Source organism: Arthrobacter sp. 2MCAF14 (genome assembly GCF_052115645.1).
Lineage (GTDB): Bacteria > Actinomycetota > Actinomycetes > Actinomycetales > Micrococcaceae > Arthrobacter.
On the sequence record NZ_JBFRHB010000037.1, the window covers coordinates 24,063 to 41,214 of the forward strand.

Sequence of the window (17,152 nt, forward strand, 5' to 3'; positions counted from 1 at the left end):
GACTCATGACCACGCACACAGCACCCGCGGATCGGCTGCACCACCCGCCCGAACTGGAAGCTGAGCCGTTCGGCGACTCAGCCCTCATGCTCCGGGTCAAGAACGACGACGCCGACTTCCGCCGGGCGGCGGGCAGCCGGCTCCGCGACGTGCTGCTGGAGGTGCGGCCGTACGGGGTCTTGGACATCGTGGCCGGCGTCGAGTCCTTGTTGGTCGAGTTCGATTGCCTCGCCGTGACCCACGAACAATTGGCCCAGACCATCCGCTTGGCGGTGGCCGGCAACGGCCTGGCACCGGGAACACCTAGCGCCTCGCAATCACTATTTGTCATCCCGATGGTCGTGAGCGAGGAATTCTCCCCGGACCTCCCGGGTGTTGCCGAGGAGTTGGGCCTAAGCCCTGAGGCCGTCCTGCAGCAGTTCCAGTCCTCCGTGCTGACCATCAACCTGCTGGCCGCGGCCATGGCCCCCATGATGGGCGGCGTCCGATTCCCGGGCCAGGTCAGCCGCTGCGTCGAGCCACGGACCAACGTGGAACCCGGGTCGGTCATGGTGGCCGGTACCAACGCCATCATCCAGCCGTTTCCCGGGCCGAGCGGCTGGAAAGTGATCGGCCGGACTCCGCTCACCGTTTGCGACATCCGGGAAGATCCCGCCACCTCCTACAAACCGGGCGACTTGGTGCGCTTCGAGGTGGTGCCGGAGAGCGAATGGGTGCGGCTTGAGGGTAAGTTCCTGCGGGCCGCCTCGGACGGCGCTGGCTCGAACGGCGCTGCCTCGGATGCGGAAGGAGGCGAACGTGACCTTCCCTGAACGCGCGATCAGCATCAAAGTAAGTGAAGCGGGCTGGCTGTCCACCTTCCAGGATCTGGGCCGCGAGAATTCCGAGTTCAGGGGCGTCCCTTGCGGAGGCGCCGCGGACCAGCACTCAGCGGCCGCGGCCAACATCCTGGTGGGCAACAGCCGCAAGGCCGCGTGCCTGGAAATCATGGGCGGACGTTTTGCGTTCACCGCCACGCACGACGTGATGTGCGCTGTGACCGGGGTCCCGGCGGAAGTCACGGTTAACGGGGATCCTGTTGCCATGTGGGAGCCCCTTTGTGTTCCTGCCGGAGCCCATGTTGTGCTCTCCAAGGCCAGCGGCGGCATGCGGAACTATCTGGCCTTCAGTGGCGAATTGGAAACCGCCCGCTTCATGGGCAGTGCGGCGCCCGAATCGCGCATGGGCTTCCCGCAACAGCTCGCTCCCGGTCAGACGCTTAGCCTCCACAGCCGATACCGCGGATTCACGCACCCGTTCCTGACCCAGCCACTGTTCCGGCTGCCTGTTCCCGTGCCGGACTTCAGCCCCGAGGTGTGGACTATCGACGTCGTCGACGGTCCCGAAACGAACCGGACGCCCGGCATCCGGAAACTGCTCAGCTCCAGCCGCTACACCGTCGGCACCAAATCCAACCATGTGGGCCTGCGTTTGGACGGGCCTGTGGTGCATCCGGAGGGGCTCGGGGAAATCGTGTCCCATGGCGTGCCGATCGGGGCGTTCGAAATCCCGCATGGCGATGAGCTCATCATCCTGGGCCGCTCAAGGACGCTGACCGCCGGCTACCCGATTGTGGCGGTCGCAGCCAAAGCTTCCCTGTCCATGCTTGGCCAGGCCAGCCCTGGCCGGAAGATGACCTTCCACTGGATCAGCAACGACCAGGCGGTGGAGCAATACCGGGAACAGCAGCGCGGTTTGGCACATCTGGAAGAGCGCGTGCACGCCTTGTTTGCCGCCGTCGGGCTCCCTCTCTTCGCAAGTTCCGTGGCGGCCTCGCCGAGTCCCGCCGCAGCGTGACTCGCAGTCCCCGAAGAAAACACTTGACCATAAACTTCTAAAATGAGAAACTCTTCTCATATGTGATGAGCATCTCAAATGATTCACACTAAAAACGCAAGGAACTGAAACCATGGGACTTCTGGACGGCAAGCTCGCGATCATCACCGGCGCCGGTACCGGCATGGGACGCTCGACGGCGGCCCTGCTGGCAACCGAGGGTGCCGCGGTGGTGCTGGTGGGGCGGCGTGAAGACGTGCTGCAGGAACTTGCGGCGGAAATCGTTGCCGACGGCGGCCGCGCCGTTGCCCGGGCCGCGGACATCACTTCCAAAGACGACGTAGACGCGCTGCTGGACTGGGTCCACCAGAATCTGGGCCAGGTGGACATTCTTGTCAACAACGCCGGCAGTGCCAGCAAGGTCCTCAATGTCCGCTGGATCAGCCAGCAGGAATGGAATGACGTCCTGGATGTCAACCTCAACGCCGTCTACCTGCTCAGCCAGGCAGTCCTTCCGGACATGCTGGCCCGCAAGACCGGAACCATCATCACCGTCTCCTCGCTCGCCGCAGTGAACCCGAACCTCCTGGGTGGCGCCGCGTACGGCGCGGCCAAGGCCGCGGTCCGGAATTTCATGACGTATCTCCACAACACCTTCCGCAACGACGGATTGCGCGCGGTGACGATCCTGCCCGGTGAAACCGCCACGCCCATCCTGGACAACCGCGCCCGGCCACCCCGCGCAGAGGAGCGCGATGCCATGGTGCAGCCCGAGGACGTGGCCCGAGCCATTCACCTCGTGGCCACGCTGCCCCAGCGCACCGTCGTCCAGGAATTGGTCATCGCCCCGACGATCCAGCGGGATACCTCCGGCGACATCGAGATCAGCCGCTGGGCCGGAGCCCCCGCCGAGCAATCACCTGCAGACCAGGCACCGAAGCGATGAAACCCCGCAGACTCTACGCGCCGTCCTCCCGGTCCGCTACTAAGTCGCCCGCCGCCAAAACAACCTCAGCAACCACCCAGATCAGGACCCTCATGACAATCGAGCCAGCCACCGCCGTCGCCGATTTCCAGCCCTCCGAGGCGGTGCAGCGCATCCAGCGCACATCGCTGCGGGTGCAGCAGCCCCAATCCAAGGGGGACCTTGTCTCCTTGGCCATGGGCGAGCCGGACTTCGATACCCCGGCCCAGGTTCGAGCAGCAGCGGCCCGTGCCCTCGAGGACGGCTTCACCCACTACTCGCCGTTGCTCGGCGAGCTGGTGCTTCGCGAGGAGCTGGCCGCCCGTATCGGCCAGCTCCTCGGCGGAGTGGCCAGCCCAGGCGACGTGCTCATCACGCAGGGCGGCACGGCCGGCCTGTCCGCGGCGATCCTTGGCATCGTCAACCCGGGCGACAAAGTGGTCATCCCGGACCCCACCTATTCCCTCTACGCGGACCTCGTGAGCATGGCCGGGGGCATCACCGTGCCGGTGCCACTGGCCGATGACCTGCACTGGGACCTCGAGGCACTGGCCACCGCGCTTGAAGGCGCCAGGATGTTCGTCTTCTGCAACCCCTCCAACCCGACCGGCATCGTGCACTCCCGCCGCGAACTCGATGCCCTCGCCGACATGGTGGCTGGAGCCGACACGCTAATTCTTTCCGACGAGGCCTACAGTGATCTCGTCTATACGCCCGAACCCTTCACCTCGGCACTGGAAATCGAAGCCCTGGCGGGCCGGACTATCTATTGCCAGACCTTCTCCAAGAGCTATGCCATGACCGGCTGGCGCGTCGGCTACCTCTGGGGTCCGTCCGACGTCATCGCCTCCGCCGCCCGGATCCACAACACTTTCAACGGCTCCATGAACCAGGCCGTGCAATACGCGGCGTTGACCGCCCTCAAGTCTTGTGGACCGGACATCGAACGCATGCACGCCTCCTATGCGTTGCGGCGGGAGCTCATGGCCAACGGGCTCCAGCAGATTCCAGGTCTCACGGTCAGCTCACCGGAAGGTGCGTTCTACCTTTTCCCCAAGTACGACGTCGAGCTGCCGGCGGCCGCGATGGTGGCCCACCTTCGCAACCACGGTGTCGCCGTCCGTCCCGGCAGCGAGTTCGGCCGGAACGGCGAGTTCCACTTGCGCTTGTCCTACGCAGCCAGCTCCGAGGCCATAACCGCCGGCGTGGAGCGCTTGGCGGCCGGACTGGCCGAGCTCCGGTGAGTGCCACGGACGTGGCCAGCGTTACGCCCGCCGCTCAGGCGATACGCTGGGATCTGACACGGAAGGGGGCGCCCATGCGCAGCGACACCCAACGCAACCGCCGCCAGCTGGTGCGGGCCGCCGGGAAGCTCTTCGCCAAAGCCAAGGGCCCGGTGAGCATGACGGACATCGCCCGCGAAGCCGAGATCTCTCCCGCGACGGCGTATCGGCATTTCGCCTCCGTGGAGGACGTGCTGGCCGCGTTCCGCTTTGGTGTCGGCGAGAAGCTGCGCGATTTCAGCGTTGCCCAGACCACCTCCGGGGTGGAGCTGCTGGAGAGTGTCAGCCGGCATTGGGTGGGTCTCGTCATCAAGCACGGCGGTTCCATGGTCCACACCCGTTCCGGCGAGGGGTACCTGGCCCGTCTTCGCTCCGGTGCTTACTACCTGACCATCCAGGCCGAGGCTTTGGAACGGCCACTCCGCGAGGCCTGCGAGGAACTCGGGCTCCCGCCCCTGGGGGACGAAGCCATGTTCCTGTGGAACATCCTCTTCGACCCCCGGGAAATTTTCGATCTGCTCAACACGGTCGGCCTGGACAAGGACCAAGTGTCCACCAAGCTTTGTGCTGCGTTCCGTGGTGCGATGGCCGCCTGGGCTGCTGCGGAGCCAACTTCGGCAAAGTGACCATCCGCTATTCGTCTTCTGTTCAGGAATTAGTCAGATTGACCAATGACAGTTGAGTCCGTTGCGCCAGCTGTAGTGTTCCTGTTGAAATAGTGGCAACGAAGGGAAGGGCTACCGCCGGACCCCACAGGCTACGGATCCTCCGGTACACCACCCGGCCACCCGGAAAGACGTCCCGCAAAGACGCAGCCGCTGATTGACTCTTGTTCACGCATCGTCTTTCCGCACCCCGTCCGGCACTGTCATGACAGCGGCCGGCACCACCATAAGAGCCCCTGAGCCACCGAACGCGTTGCGGTAGCTGAGGGGCTCTTGTGCTGCCCGGGTTGTGCTCTCAGAGAGGCTGAATCAAGACGGCGACATAGTCGTATTCATCTTGGGAGGCGGTGGTCCACTCGACGTCCACCAGATCACCCGCCCTCAGGGACCTGTATCCGCCTGATTGCTCGATGACCGAGAAATGTCCGAAGCATTTCTTCCCGTCGGGAAGAATAAGTTCCCCCCAGCCTTCTTCGGCCTTCCAGAAGGAAACCGTCGCCTTCATTCGAGGTGAGCTCAACGTGGGTCCTCTCTTTGGAAACTAATGGTACGTAATTCTCCCAGTGTCCCGGGGCCTGCCCTGCATCCTGCAGGCGCGCCCGGCGCCGCATAGTCTTGTGCCATGACTTCCGCTGGCCGCTTCGCTCCGAGCCCCTCCGGCGAGCTTCACGTGGGCAATCTGCGCACGGCCATGCTCGCGTGGCTCTTCGCGCGTTCCACGGGCCGCGACTTCCTGCTGCGCGTGGAGGACCTCGACCGTGCGCGGGCCGGTGCTGAGGAAGTCCAGCTCCGCGACTTGGAAGCCGTCGGCGTGACGTGGGACGGCGCCGTCGTTCGCCAGACGGACCGTTCCGGGCTGTACAACGACGCGATCACGCGGCTCGCCGACGCCGGGCTGACGTATGAATGCTTCTGCACGCGACGCGAAATCCAGGACGCGCCGTCCGCCCCGCACGCGCCTCAAGGCGCCTACCCGGGCACGTGCAGGAACCTCTCGACGGCGGAGCTTGAGATTCGCCGGGCCTCCCGCCCGGCCGCCATCCGGCTCCGCTCCGAAACTCATGAATGGACTGTGGAGGACGGTCTGCACGGGTCATACACGGGCGTCGTGGACGACTTTGTGCTCCGACGGAACGACGGCGTCACTGCCTACAATTTGGCCGTCGTGGTGGATGACGCGGAACAGGGCGTGGACCAAGTGGTCCGCGGAGACGACCTCCTGTCCTCCACACCCCGCCAGGCCTATTTGGCCTCCTTGTTGGGCATAGCCGTTCCGAAATACGCCCATGTCCCCTTGGTACTGAATCGCGACGGCGCCCGCCTGGCCAAGCGCGACGGTGCAGTGACGCTCGGCGACCTCGCCGCCGTCGGGCTCTCTGCCGGGGAGGTGCGGGACGTGATCCTGGAATCGCTCGGCTTGCCGGGAGGGCCGCTTGGCGAGGCCTTGGATAGATTTGATCCGGCCCGATTGCCACACGGGCCATGGATATGGAATGGCATTCAGCAATCAACCCTCCGGAAAGGGGCCTAAGTGCTCGCCTATGTGCTGACCCGCTACGGCGGCGCCGACGCAATGGAGCTGCAGGACGTCCCCAAGCCGATTGCCGGTCCGGGCGAGGTCCTGGTCAGGGTGTTTGCCGCGGGGCTCAACCCTGTGGACTACAAGCAACGCGAAGGCGCAGTCCGGGTGATCACCAGGCCAAGGTTGCCCTTGGTGGCCGGAAGCGAACTGGCCGGGATCGTGGAAGCCGTAGGGCCGGGTGTCACCCGCTTTGCCACGGGAGACCGGGTGTTTGCCCGCGTGGACAAGACCCTGCTGGGAGCCTTTGCCGAGCACGCCGCCGTCCACGAGGATCTCGTGGCGCTCATGCCACGGTCGCTCAGCTACATCGAGGCCGCGAGCCTTCCCTTGGCGGGCCTCACCGCATTGCAGGCATTGCGCGACGAGCTCAAGGTCAAGCCCGGGACCAAGCTGTTCATCTCCGGAGGCGCGGGCGGAGTGGGAACCCTCGCCATCCAGTTGGCCAAATACTTTGGCGCGGAGGTGACCACCACTGCGTCCCCGCGTGGAGAAGAGTTGGTGCGGCGGCTGGGGGCGGACGCCGTCATCGACTACACGAAGGAAAACCTGGCCGAAGTGCTCAGTGGCTTCGACGCCGCGCTGGACCTCGTGGGCGGCGAGACACTCGATCAGACATTCAAGATCCTCAAGCCGGGCTCGAAAGTGGTCAGCATCGCCGGGATGCCCGAACCGCAGACGGCCCTGAAGGACCTTGCGGCCCCGGCCTGGATGACCGCGCTGTTCTGGGCAATCAGCCTCGGAATCCGGAGCCGCGCCCGTGAAGCCAACGTCCGGTACCGCTACCTTTTCATGCACCCCAGCGGCGAGGACTTGAAATTCCTGGCACGCCTGGTTTCCGAAGGGAAGCTGCAACCCGTGGTGGACAGCAGCTATCCGCTCGAAAAGATCGGCGACGCTTTCGCCGCGCTGGAGCAGGGACGCGCCAAGGGCAAGATCGTGGTGACCATGGACACTCGCGGCTGGGCCCACGCTGCCGGGTTCCCTGGCCGAGCGTAGCGAGCTTAGGGGGCGGCTGGGCCCACGCTGCCGGGTTCCCTGGCCGAGCGTAGCGAGGTTAGGGGGCGGCGGGGATTAGGCTGTCCGGGTGGATGCACAGACGATTGCCCCTGGATTCGAATCAGTCGCCGAGCTCTTTGGCCGTTTCCTCAGCGAGGATCCGGAATATTCAGCCCAGCTCGCGGCCTACCACCGCGGCGTCAAGGTATTGGACATCAGCGGTGGGCCGCACCGCCGCCCCGATTCCGTGACCGGTGTTTTCTCCTGCTCCAAGGGAGTATCCGGGCTTGTCATCGCACTCCTGGTCCAGGACGGCTTCCTGGACCTCGACGCCGAAGTGGTCAAGTACTGGCCGGAATTCGGGGCCGAAGGAAAGGCCACGATCACCGTGGCCCAGCTGCTGTCCCATCAGGCGGGCCTTCTGGGAGTCGAAGGCGGACTCACCCTGACGGAATACAACAACTCCGAGCTGGCCGCCGCCAAACTCGCGCAGATGCGGCCGCTCTGGAAGCCCGGGGCCGCCTTCGGGTACCACGCCCTGACCATCGGCGTCTTCATGGAGGAGCTTTGCCGCAGGATCACCGGGTCCACCCTCCAGGAAATCTACGAGCAGCGCATTCGCTCGGTCACGGGCGCACACTTCTTCCTGGGACTGCCTGAGTCTGAGGAGCCTCGCTACACCACTCTCCGTTGGACCGAGGACCCTTCCCAGCCGTGGATTGATCCTGCGAGCCATTTCGGCATTTCGGCAAACTCCGCCGTGGGGGACATCCTTGACCTGCCCAACATCCGGGAGGTCCGCGCAGCCGGCCTGAGTTCGGCCGCCGGAGTCGCCAGCGCCGAAGGCATGGCCCGCGTTTACGCGGCGGCCCTCACGGGACTTGCCGCCGATGGCGACCGTCCCGCCGTCGCGCCCCTCCTGAGCGAAGAGACCATCCAGGCTGTCTCGGCCGAGCAGGTCTTCGGCATTGACCGCGTGTTCGGCGAGACCAGCTGCTTTGGGACCGTGTTCATGAAGTCGCACGCCCGCTCGCCATACGGCAGCTACCGTGCGTTCGGGCACGACGGCGCCAGCGCATCTTTGGGGTTCGCTGACCCTGTGTATGAACTCGCCTTCGGGTACGTGCCCCAACAGGCCGAGCCGGGTGGAGCGGGATGCCGCAACCTCGAACTGAGCGCCGCCGTGCGGAAGGCAGTCACCGAACTGGCTCAGTAGGATGAAGCCATGACCGAACCGAGATTCACCGTTGAAACAGCCATGGTCCTTGCCGAAGTGGCGCACAACCGCCAGAAGGACAAGCTGAAGCGGCCGTACCGCGAGCACGTGCTGGCGGTAGGGGATGCGCTAGCCGATTTCGACGACGACATCCGGATCGCGGGCTACCTGCACGACATCGCCAAGGACACGCCTATTACCAAGCAGGCGCTGCTTGACATGGGTGTTTCGGAGCGTGCCGTGGGCATCATCGAACGAGTAACGCGCCGATTCCAGGATGACTCGGACAACGATGAAGCCGTCGTCCTGCATATCGCACAGGACCATGACGCCACCCTGGTCAAGATCGCCTGCAACGCTCACAACTCCGTGCCGGAGCGCGTGCGGGCGCTCGCCGAGAAGTGGCCGGACAAGGCACCCAGCACGCGCTACGCGGACGCCCGGGAAGTGCTCTACAAGGCGGTGCCACGGGGCGAAATCCACTTGGTCCTGCAACGCATCAACCCGGATCTGCTGTCCGAGATGGACCGGCTGGCGGACTAGTAGTTCGACGCGGCAGGTCTCGCCTGTCTACGGTTTCGTCGGGTCACCCTGCCCCGGGTTGGCAGCGGCCGCCGTTTCCCGGCTAGCGGATGCGGTGACTTCAGTGAGAACCCGCTCGTGGATCTGGCGGGTGAGCTCGTGAATCGTACGCGTGAGATCGGTGTTCTCCTCGAGCAGCCGCTCCTGGGCGGTGTAGTCATGGTCTGCCTTCACCTGCTGGAAAACCGCTTGACGGTTCTGGCCGATCATGACGAAGGTCGAGAGGAAGATGGCTTCGAGCGAGACGATCAGCGTCAACGTGGGCCACGGGCTCTGCTCGAACACGAGCATCCATACGGCGAAAAGCAACACATGCAAGTAGACGAAGTTCATCGATCCGGCGAAGGCCGTGATCGCATCCGCGACTCGAAGCTGAATGCTTGCTGCCCGGCGCTCAGCCTCCGCCAGGACCGATGGATGGAGCTTTTCCCGCTCGCTTTGAGAGAGCAACCGTGTAGGTCTCAGATAAGAGCGTGAATGCGGAAGAGTGCCCGCAGTGGATGTCGATTGGTGTCCGGCTTGCTGTGCCATACGTTCAATCCCTTGGCTCGCGGCGAGCCCATCTCGCCTCTGAGAGCGAGCCTAGCGTCGCCATGCGCGCGAACCTAGGATCGAACGCCTGGTACTTACGCGCGGGATCTTCCACGGAGGAAGTGGAAGATCAGGACGATCACGGCAATGACCAAAAGCAGGTGAATGAACCCGCCGCCGATATTGCCGATAAAGCCGAGAAGCCAGAGAACAGCGATAATGATGGCTATCCAAAGCAACATGAGGGTCTCCCTTTTGTGTACGAATGGAAATGCTGATTCCGCGCTCCGCTGGTCTGCGGCCTGCGCAGATATCGTTTGGTGCCCTCACTTTATGTCAGGATGGGGTTCCTGTTAACGGGTACACAATAAGCGATAGTTCCACTGCCGCTTTGACGGTCCGGTGCAGAGAAATCTACCCGCCCATCAACCTTCGCCGATGCTTGAGCTCCTTGATCCAGTCCCTTGTCTGCAGCGGCCCGAAAGGTGAGGCGTCGGCGTCGAGCTCTGCGATGAGCGGGCCCGAGGCCTTGAGCGCGAGTCCCAAAACTCCTTCCGCTGCGCGCTCCGTGAGCCCGAGCTTCCCGGCCCAGGCAAGGAAGTGCTTACGGGAGATTCCGCTCTTCTTGCCGCCGATGCCCAGCGCGAGCGTCTTGTCCCCGTAGACCACCGTGGAGGGGATGTCGTAGACCGGAGCGATGGTGTACTCGCCCTGCGGCGACTGAACCCCTGCCTGGGACTGAACCATCGACACGTTCTTGGCGTGGAGGTCGCCGTTGCCGCTGAGCCAGGCGAAAGCCAGCTGGATGGCGAGGTTCCGCAAAGCCGGGAGAGGCGCGGAACAGTGCGCCGCCAAAGCTGCGCATACCTCGCCGAACGGCACGCTGTACTTGTCCGCGGGGTAGAGGCCCAGCACTTGGGCTCCGTCCTCGACGGCGAGACGCGCGGGGGTGCCGTCGGCTCCGGTGAGGCGATCGAAACGTTCGACGAGCAGCCCGGCCCGCCCGCCGACGTCGTGCACTAACTGGACGCTGCTCACCGGGATTCGGAGCTTGCGGGCATAGCGGAACATGAGGAATTCGTTTTCCACCACGAACGGGAACTCGGGGGCGTTGAGTTTGAGGATGAAGCGCTTGCCCGCTTGCGCCACCGGGAGCGAAATCATTCCGGCCGACAACTTGTCCTGCACCCCCGCCAATGCCACTGGATCGATGAGGCCTGAATCGCCGAGCAGCGCATCGAAGTCGAGCGGCAGTTTCGAATCGAGCACGACGGCGGAGCCTCCTTCCGTGGGCGGCTCACCGTGGGGAACCGTCTGGACATCGCCCACGGCGTCCCCGCCCGCGCCCATGAGGAGCGCGAGCTCGTCGTCGGCGCTGGCTTTGACCGCCCGGCGCAGTGAATTCAGGCGGCGGCCTTCCGGGAGGAGGCCCGTGAAGTAGGGCGGAACTGCGCCGCTCGGGGTGAACACTGCTTCGCGGGTCAGCGGGAGCGTTGTGGCGACGGCCGGGCCGCCTGATTCGAGGTACCGCGGCAAGTAGCTGAACTTGGTGCCGCCTTCATGCCGCTCGATGCGCGCAGCCAGGATGCCCTGCTTGTAGACGTCGGCGATGCGGTGGAATGTCATGGCTGGCTGTTTGCAGTCTGGCTGCCCGCGGGTTGCACCAAGAGCTCGAGGCCCAGTGTGCCGAGGACCGCGAGGAGTGGTTCCAATTGGACGGTGGTCTTCCCCTGCTCAACGAAGCGGACGAACCGTTCCGAGACTCCTGCGAGGTCTGCGAGGTCGGACTGGCTGAGGCTGAGGGAGGCGCGGCGGGCGCGGACCTTGGCGCCGAGGGACTCGGTGAATTCCTTGGGGGACATGTCCATCCTTCCGAGCCTTTTGTGGGCATGCACGTTGTGCGCGTCCGGTACGTTCGTGCCGGTTTCATAATTTTCCGCTTACTTTGGAGGCGAATCAAGGGTTGGTCGCCGGGAAACGGTACGTTCGTGCCGGTGTGCCGACGTCGACATCGTGGGTGCGGGCCGTTCGCTGCGTTCCGGTACAGCGATTTGGGGCCCAGACCCACGAATTCGCCTAAGTGGCCGGGTGTGCCCTCAGCCTTTCCAGTGCCGCTTCCCGGCGTTGGGCCCCGCGCCGTTCGTCGATCACGATCGAGATACCCAACGCCGCCACAATCACCATCATGCAGACAGGAACTGAGACATCCAGGGCGGCCAGGCCCACACTGCCGCAGAGCAACACGACCACGAGAGCCGTGACTCCGAGGAGAGCGCGGTCGAAGCCCAGCAGGTAGCCATACAGCGAAGTCAGGGCTACCTTGAACAGGGCCACCGGGACGGCGATTGTGGCTACTACAACGGTGGCGCTGATGTGTGCGGCATGATCAATGAAGAGCGCGGCCACATGAAGTCCACCACCAGTAGCGGCGATCGACCCAAAGATGAACATGTGACCGTATCCGAAGGCGAATGCCCGGTGCCGCTGGTGATGCAGGGCGTGGCCGGACGGGAGGATGAAGTAGATCCACCACATTCCAAAGGCCAGCCCGGTACCGCCGAGACCCACGAGAGCGGCGTCAACGGACCAGCCGTGAAGGGCCACGATCGCCCGAAGGGATTCGATGGCGCCGATCAGGCACTCGCCCAGGGCAATAATGGCCAAGAGTCCGTAGCGTTCCGCGATGTGGTGCGCGTGCCAAGGCGTCCTGGCTTTGCGCTCGGCGATGGACGGTGTCGCCATTTCCAGCAGGAAGAGCGGGGCAGCCATGAGGAAATTCGTCAGGATGTCGGCCTGGACAATCAGCACCACCACCCAGCCAACCTGCGCCACCACCAGGAACTTCGCGTAGGTGAGGCAAGCGCTGCGGCGCTCCGGATCCTGCTTCGCGGCGCGCAGCCACTGAAAAACCAACGCCAACCGCATGATGATGTAACCCAGCACCATGGTGGAGTTGTCCACACGGTGGCCCTCGTCGAGCGATCGGAACATCGGTTCGATGCCCATGGCAAGGATGAGCACCCCCACCATCTGCACCATGGTGACAACCCGGAAGACCCAGTCGTCAGTGTCGTAGGCGCTGGCAAACCACGAAAAATTGATCCAGGCCCACATCACGGCGAACATCGCGAAAGTGAAGCCCATCAAACCGGAGCCGAAATGGGCCTCGGCCAGCTCATGCGCGAACTGGCTGCCGGCCACCCCGAAGGCGATGACAAAAGTCAGGTCAAAGAAAAGTTCCAAGGGTGTGGCGGTGCGATTCAGCTCCTGGGGATCGCGCCCGCCCATGCGCGAAAGTGCATGGCGCAATGGATTCATGGACATGGTTCAGGGTACCGCCGGGAGGCCCCCCGAGTCCCGATCCTTGGAGAGAGCACCCGGGTTCCTCTTGGCCCACAACAGCAGCCCGACGTACGTCAGGTCGAAGACGCTGCACAGGCCGCCAATGCCCAGAATGAACAGTGAACTCTCAAGGACCCCAAAGGTGATCGTTGGCGCGAGGGTTCCGATCCACTTCGCTACAGCGATCACCAGGGATTGGCCCCGCAGGCTGCGTCGGGCAGCGAACATCGCAATAAACAGGCCTGACATCAGCAGATTCTGCAGGAAAGCCGCGTACCGTGATGCGGGATCCCAGTCGAACTCGGCGATGAACAGCCACTGCACGGCGAAGGATGCCAGGCCCAACAGGACCGCCCATCCGATGAACAGCGGCCGGGTGACAAACCCGGGAAGCTCCCGCCTGCCGAACGCGAAGAACGTGTACACAATCGCGACGTCGGCCAATGCCCAGGCAATGTTGATGACGCCCTGCACGGAGAGTCTCGTGCTGAGCGAATGCACCGAGTAGATGACTTCCCACGCGAAGTTCAGACCAAGCGCCGCTGCCGGGATCGCGTACGTCTTATCGCGAAACCCGATCCGGATCGCGCAAATGTAGACCGTCGTCCAGGCGACGCCGCTCAGGATTGTCAGAAACAGGTTCACGGTTCCTCCTTCTCCAACGCGGGGTCACTTAGCGCCCATCCAGGTCCCAAACATGGGCCGTAAGTGACCCCGCGTTGCTCTAAACCCGGGCGAGAGAGTCGATGTCCTCGAGGAAGTCTCGGTGGACTTCGTCGCTGACGGTGGTGCGGGTGTCGGCGATGGCGTCGAGATAGTCCTGGGTGACCGGTCCCTTGCGGGCGTTCGACGCCGGTGCGGCGCCCCCGGCGGAGGTGCCGGCACCGTCGTCGTACACGGCTTTTTCCAAAGCGCGCTGGGAGGCGCTGCGTGCCGCGTACTCGATGTCGGCGGGGGAGAAGCCTTCTGTCCGCGAGACGAGCAGCGCCACGTCGACGGAGTCCACCACGCTGGCCGGGATGAAGCGCTGCCACATCGCTTCGCGGGCGTGGACGTCGGGCAGGCCGATGGGGATGACGTAGTCGAAGCGGCCGTGGCGCAGGAAGGCGGTGTCCAGGGCGCGGATGAAGTTGGTGGCGCACACCAGGAGGCGGCCGGGCTGTTCGCGGAAGGCCGGGATGATCTTGAGGAGTTCGTTGGTGACGCCCTGCAGCGGGGACGGCGGCTCGCCGGAGCGCTGCGACGCGATCTCCTCCACTTCGTCGATGAACACGACCGCGTGCTCCAGTTCGGCGATTTCCAGGAACGTCTCGCGCAGGGCGCCGGCAAGGCCCTTGGGATCGGAGGCCAGCCGCGAGGGGAAGACCTCCACGAAGGGCCACTCGAGCCGGGACGCGATCGCCTTCGCAAAGGTCGTCTTGCCGGTCCCGGGAGGGCCGAAGAGCACGACGGCGCGCGGCGGCACCACGCCGTATTGATCGGCGAGGTCGGCCTCGGCCAGTGGAAGGACCAAGCGGCGTTCGAGCAGCTCTTTTTCGCGGCGCATGCCGGCGACGTTTTCCCACAGGTCCCGGGCCAGGATGCGGCCGCCGAGCTGGCTCAACGGCTCGAGTTCCTGGCGCTGGACCGGGATGGTCCGTTCGAAGTAGTGCAGGTTTTGCTTGAGCAGGAAGCCGCGGCCCAGGAACGCTTCAACGCGGGTTTCGGACTCCGGCATGAGGGCCGAGAGCTTGTTGAGCCCGTGCGGGGTCATCCGGTTCTCGACGGCGGCCAGCAGCGAGGTGCCGATCCCCCGTCCGCGGAACTCGGGCAGCGTGGCCAGGAAAACGATCCAGCCCTGGTCATGGGCCGCACGTCCGACGGCGGCACCCACCACCTGCTCACCCTGCACCGCCACCACGGCGTGGTCCTTCTCGCACGAGGCCAGGACCTCGGAGAGCGCATAGACCGGGTCCACGTTGTCCGCTTTGAGCGACTCCCACAGGTGCAGTATGCCGTCCATGTCCGAGGAGTGGAAGTCCCTGATACGCCAATTGCTCATGCCCTGCTCCTTGGTGGATCGCCATCGATTGCCTGGTGTTGAGCATAGGCGAATCGGTGGTGGAGAGGGGTTGCGCGGGCGTTGCGTTACGCGGCTACCTCACCGGCCGTAACCGCAGCCCCTGCATGCCGCCGTCGATCGCCAGGGATGTGCCCGACGTCGAGCCGGACAGCGGGCTCGCGAGGTAGGCGACGGCGCCCGCTACCTCGGCTGCTTCCACCAGGCGGCCGTGTGGCTGGCGGGCATTGAGCGCGGCGCGCTCGGCGGCGGGATCGGCGGAGGATTCGAGGAGCCTGCCCACCCACGGCGTGTCCACCGTGCCCGGGTTGACGCAATTGACGCGGATCCCTTCGCGGACATGGTCGGCCGCCATGGCCAGCGTGAGGGACAAGACAGCGCCTTTCGACGCCGAATACAAGGCCCTTTGCGGCAGCCCGGCGGTCGCGGCGATGGAGCACGTGTTGACGATCGCGGCCGCGGGCGACTCGCGCAGGTACGGCAGGGCCGCACGGCTGACGCGGGCGATGCCCACCACATTGATGTCCAGCACGCGGTGCCATTCGTCGTCGTCGTTGGCCGCGACGTCCCCTTGGGCGCCGATCCCCGCGTTGTTGACCACCACGTCGAGCCGGCCGAACTTCCTGACGACGGCGGCGACGGCGACGCGCACCGAGGCGTCGTCGGCCACGTTGCATTCGACCCCGAAATGCGGGGTCGCGGAGGGGTTGAGGTCGAGCACGGCGACCTGCGCCCCGCCGTCGGCGAGTCGGTCCGCGATGGCCGCGCCGATGCCCGACGCCCCGCCGGTGACCAGGGCTACGAGCCCCTCGAACTCGGTGCTCACCGCGTTGCCTTTTCAGGGCCCACTGCTGCAAGCGAACCGGAGCGGGCGCGGTAGAACTCTTGCCGCTGGCGTCCGAGCCCTTCTACCTCGAGCTCCACCACGTCGCCAGGTTGGATGTACGGGAAGCGGCCGGAGAGTGCCACCCCTTCCGGAGTGCCGGTGAGAATGACGTCCCCGGGCTCCAAAACCATGTACTGGCTGAGGTGGTGGACCACGGTAAGGGCATCGAAGATCATGTCTGAAGTGTCCGACGATTGGCGGATCTCGCCGTTGACCCACGTGCGCAACGCGAGGTGTCCGGCGTCGAGCTCATCCGCGGGAACCAGCCACGGTCCGAGGGGAGTGGACTGCGGAAGCGACTTGCCTTTGGTCCACTGGCCTGCGGCGCCGGGCAGTTGGTAATCCCGTTCGGAGAGGTCGTTGGCGACGACGTAGCCCGCGATGCAGTCAGCAGCCTCGTCCGTGCTGGAAAGGTATGACGCTTCGCGGCCGATCACGATTCCGAGTTCCACCTCCCAGTCGTACTTTTCCGACGACGGCGGAATGGGCGCGGCGTCGAACGGTCCACTGACCGTGTTGCTCGGCTTCAGGAACACTACGGGTGATTCCGGTGGCGTGGCGCCGGATTCGGCCGCGTGGGCGGTGTAGTTGAGGCCGATGCAGATCACGTTGCCGGGGCGGGCGACGGGGGAACCGATCCGGAGTCCCTCGGCCGATATCTCCGGCAGATTCCCGGCCGCAAGGGCTTCCCGGGTGCGTGCGAGGCCGTCCTTGGCGAGGAACTCTCCATTGATGTCCTTCGCCAGCGGGTCAAGGCTGAAGTATCTTTCGGTGCCGTTGGCGTCTTGGGCGATGACAACCGGCTTTTCATTTCCGGCAGTGCCCAGCCGGGCGAATTTCATGTTCATGTATTCCTCCGTGCTCTGGCTCTAACATCCGAGCTCTAGTCTGCTGTTGCTCTCCATAATACGGAAATGTGACCCATTGACAATGCAGACATCGGATGTTTACGCTCGTCCCAGCAAACTACCTGCTGCCAAGCAAGGAGCACTATGAGCGTCATCACCGCGGTGGACACCTTCGATATCCGCTTTCCCACCTCCCAGGAACTGGACGGATCGGATGCCATGAATCCGGATCCGGACTATTCGGCGGCATATTTGGTGATCCGTACCGACGCCGGTGACGGTCATGAGGGTCACGGTTTCGTTTTCACCATCGGGCGCGGGAACGAGGTGGAGGCGGTGGCGATCGAAGCCCTCCGCCATCACGTCCTGGGCCGCAACGTCGA

The 17,152-nt window shown here is 64.6% G+C and carries 19 protein-coding genes and 1 pseudogene; 10 read left to right on the forward strand and 10 right to left on the reverse strand.

What is annotated here, in order from left to right; genetic code table 11:
- Nucleotides 1-5: 5 nt before the first annotated feature.
- The 5 genes from AB4074_RS20380 (at nucleotide 6) to AB4074_RS20400 (ending at nucleotide 4,688) form a co-directional block, all read left to right on the forward strand.
- On the forward strand, nucleotides 6-812 hold the full coding sequence (locus AB4074_RS20380) for a carboxyltransferase domain-containing protein (protein WP_441415019.1): 807 nt from the start codon (nucleotides 6-8) through the stop codon (nucleotides 810-812).
- Nucleotides 799-1,836, forward strand: a complete 1,038-nt coding sequence (locus AB4074_RS20385) for a biotin-dependent carboxyltransferase family protein (RefSeq protein WP_441415020.1) — start codon at nucleotides 799-801, stop codon at nucleotides 1,834-1,836. The genes AB4074_RS20380 and AB4074_RS20385 overlap by 14 nt, the downstream gene beginning before the upstream one ends.
- Before the next feature lie 112 nt (nucleotides 1,837-1,948).
- Nucleotides 1,949-2,761, forward strand: coding sequence for an SDR family oxidoreductase (locus AB4074_RS20390; protein WP_441415021.1), 813 nt, complete (start codon nucleotides 1,949-1,951; stop codon nucleotides 2,759-2,761).
- 92 nt (nucleotides 2,762-2,853) lie between these two features.
- Nucleotides 2,854-4,023, forward strand: a complete 1,170-nt coding sequence (locus AB4074_RS20395; RefSeq protein ID WP_441415022.1) for a pyridoxal phosphate-dependent aminotransferase — start codon at nucleotides 2,854-2,856, stop codon at nucleotides 4,021-4,023.
- A gap of 74 nt (nucleotides 4,024-4,097) precedes the next feature.
- A complete protein-coding gene (locus AB4074_RS20400; RefSeq protein ID WP_441415023.1) occupies nucleotides 4,098-4,688 on the forward strand; it encodes a TetR/AcrR family transcriptional regulator in 591 nt (196 codons plus the stop codon).
- A gap of 334 nt (nucleotides 4,689-5,022) precedes the next feature.
- Here AB4074_RS20400 and AB4074_RS20405 read toward each other — a convergent pair whose 3' ends face one another.
- Nucleotides 5,023-5,247, reverse strand: a complete 225-nt coding sequence (locus AB4074_RS20405) for a hypothetical protein (RefSeq protein ID WP_441415024.1) — start codon at nucleotides 5,245-5,247, stop codon at nucleotides 5,023-5,025.
- A 102-nt stretch (nucleotides 5,248-5,349) separates the two neighbouring features.
- Here AB4074_RS20405 and gluQRS point away from each other — a divergent pair, with 102 nt between their 5' ends.
- The 4 genes from gluQRS (at nucleotide 5,350) to AB4074_RS20425 (ending at nucleotide 9,064) form a co-directional block, all read left to right on the forward strand.
- Complete coding sequence (gluQRS, locus tag AB4074_RS20410; RefSeq protein ID WP_441415025.1) at nucleotides 5,350-6,258, forward strand: tRNA glutamyl-Q(34) synthetase GluQRS; 909 nt, start codon at nucleotides 5,350-5,352, stop codon at nucleotides 6,256-6,258.
- On the forward strand, nucleotides 6,259-7,305 hold the full coding sequence (locus AB4074_RS20415; protein WP_441415026.1) for an NADP-dependent oxidoreductase: 1,047 nt from the start codon (nucleotides 6,259-6,261) through the stop codon (nucleotides 7,303-7,305).
- 88 nt (nucleotides 7,306-7,393) lie between these two features.
- The gene (locus tag AB4074_RS20420; RefSeq protein WP_441415027.1) at nucleotides 7,394-8,521 is read left to right on the forward strand and encodes a serine hydrolase domain-containing protein; all 1,128 of its coding nucleotides are present in this window, start codon (nucleotides 7,394-7,396) and stop codon (nucleotides 8,519-8,521) included.
- A gap of 9 nt (nucleotides 8,522-8,530) precedes the next feature.
- Entirely contained in the window at nucleotides 8,531-9,064 is a 534-nt protein-coding gene (locus AB4074_RS20425) for a phosphohydrolase (protein ID WP_234754429.1), read from the forward strand.
- A 27-nt stretch (nucleotides 9,065-9,091) separates the two neighbouring features.
- Here the strand turns inward: AB4074_RS20425 and AB4074_RS20430 are convergent, their stop codons facing one another.
- The 9 genes from AB4074_RS20430 to AB4074_RS20470 form a co-directional block, all read right to left on the reverse strand.
- Nucleotides 9,092-9,553, reverse strand: coding sequence for a DUF1003 domain-containing protein (locus tag AB4074_RS20430; protein ID WP_441415028.1), 462 nt, complete (start codon nucleotides 9,551-9,553; stop codon nucleotides 9,092-9,094).
- Between the two features lie 176 nt (nucleotides 9,554-9,729).
- On the reverse strand, nucleotides 9,730-9,876 hold the full coding sequence (locus AB4074_RS20435) for a lmo0937 family membrane protein (RefSeq protein WP_113990647.1): 147 nt from the start codon (nucleotides 9,874-9,876) through the stop codon (nucleotides 9,730-9,732).
- A 172-nt stretch (nucleotides 9,877-10,048) separates the two neighbouring features.
- A complete protein-coding gene (locus AB4074_RS20440) occupies nucleotides 10,049-11,260 on the reverse strand; it encodes a type II toxin-antitoxin system HipA family toxin (protein ID WP_441415029.1) in 1,212 nt (403 codons plus the stop codon).
- Nucleotides 11,257-11,496: a helix-turn-helix transcriptional regulator gene (locus AB4074_RS20445; RefSeq protein ID WP_441415030.1), complete on the reverse strand. Its 240-nt coding sequence runs from the start codon at nucleotides 11,494-11,496 to the stop codon at nucleotides 11,257-11,259. Before AB4074_RS20445 ends, AB4074_RS20440 begins: the two co-directional genes overlap by 4 nt.
- Nucleotides 11,497-11,710: 214 nt before the next feature.
- Nucleotides 11,711-12,958: a low temperature requirement protein A gene (locus AB4074_RS20450; protein ID WP_441415031.1), complete on the reverse strand. Its 1,248-nt coding sequence runs from the start codon at nucleotides 12,956-12,958 to the stop codon at nucleotides 11,711-11,713.
- 3 nt (nucleotides 12,959-12,961) lie between these two features.
- Complete coding sequence (locus AB4074_RS20455; protein ID WP_441415032.1) at nucleotides 12,962-13,621, reverse strand: transmembrane-type terpene cyclase; 660 nt, start codon at nucleotides 13,619-13,621, stop codon at nucleotides 12,962-12,964.
- A gap of 79 nt (nucleotides 13,622-13,700) precedes the next feature.
- Complete coding sequence (locus tag AB4074_RS20460; protein ID WP_441415033.1) at nucleotides 13,701-15,017, reverse strand: ATP-binding protein; 1,317 nt, start codon at nucleotides 15,015-15,017, stop codon at nucleotides 13,701-13,703.
- A gap of 94 nt (nucleotides 15,018-15,111) precedes the next feature.
- Nucleotides 15,112-15,861, reverse strand: coding sequence for an SDR family NAD(P)-dependent oxidoreductase (locus AB4074_RS20465; protein WP_441415034.1), 750 nt, complete (start codon nucleotides 15,859-15,861; stop codon nucleotides 15,112-15,114).
- A complete protein-coding gene (locus AB4074_RS20470) occupies nucleotides 15,858-16,769 on the reverse strand; it encodes a fumarylacetoacetate hydrolase family protein (protein WP_441415035.1) in 912 nt (303 codons plus the stop codon). Before AB4074_RS20470 ends, AB4074_RS20465 begins: the two co-directional genes overlap by 4 nt.
- Before the next feature lie 144 nt (nucleotides 16,770-16,913).
- On the opposite strand from AB4074_RS20470, the pseudogene AB4074_RS20475 reads away from it, so the two are divergent.
- A pseudogene (locus tag AB4074_RS20475) lies at nucleotides 16,914-17,152 on the forward strand (fuconate dehydratase); the annotation flags it as partial.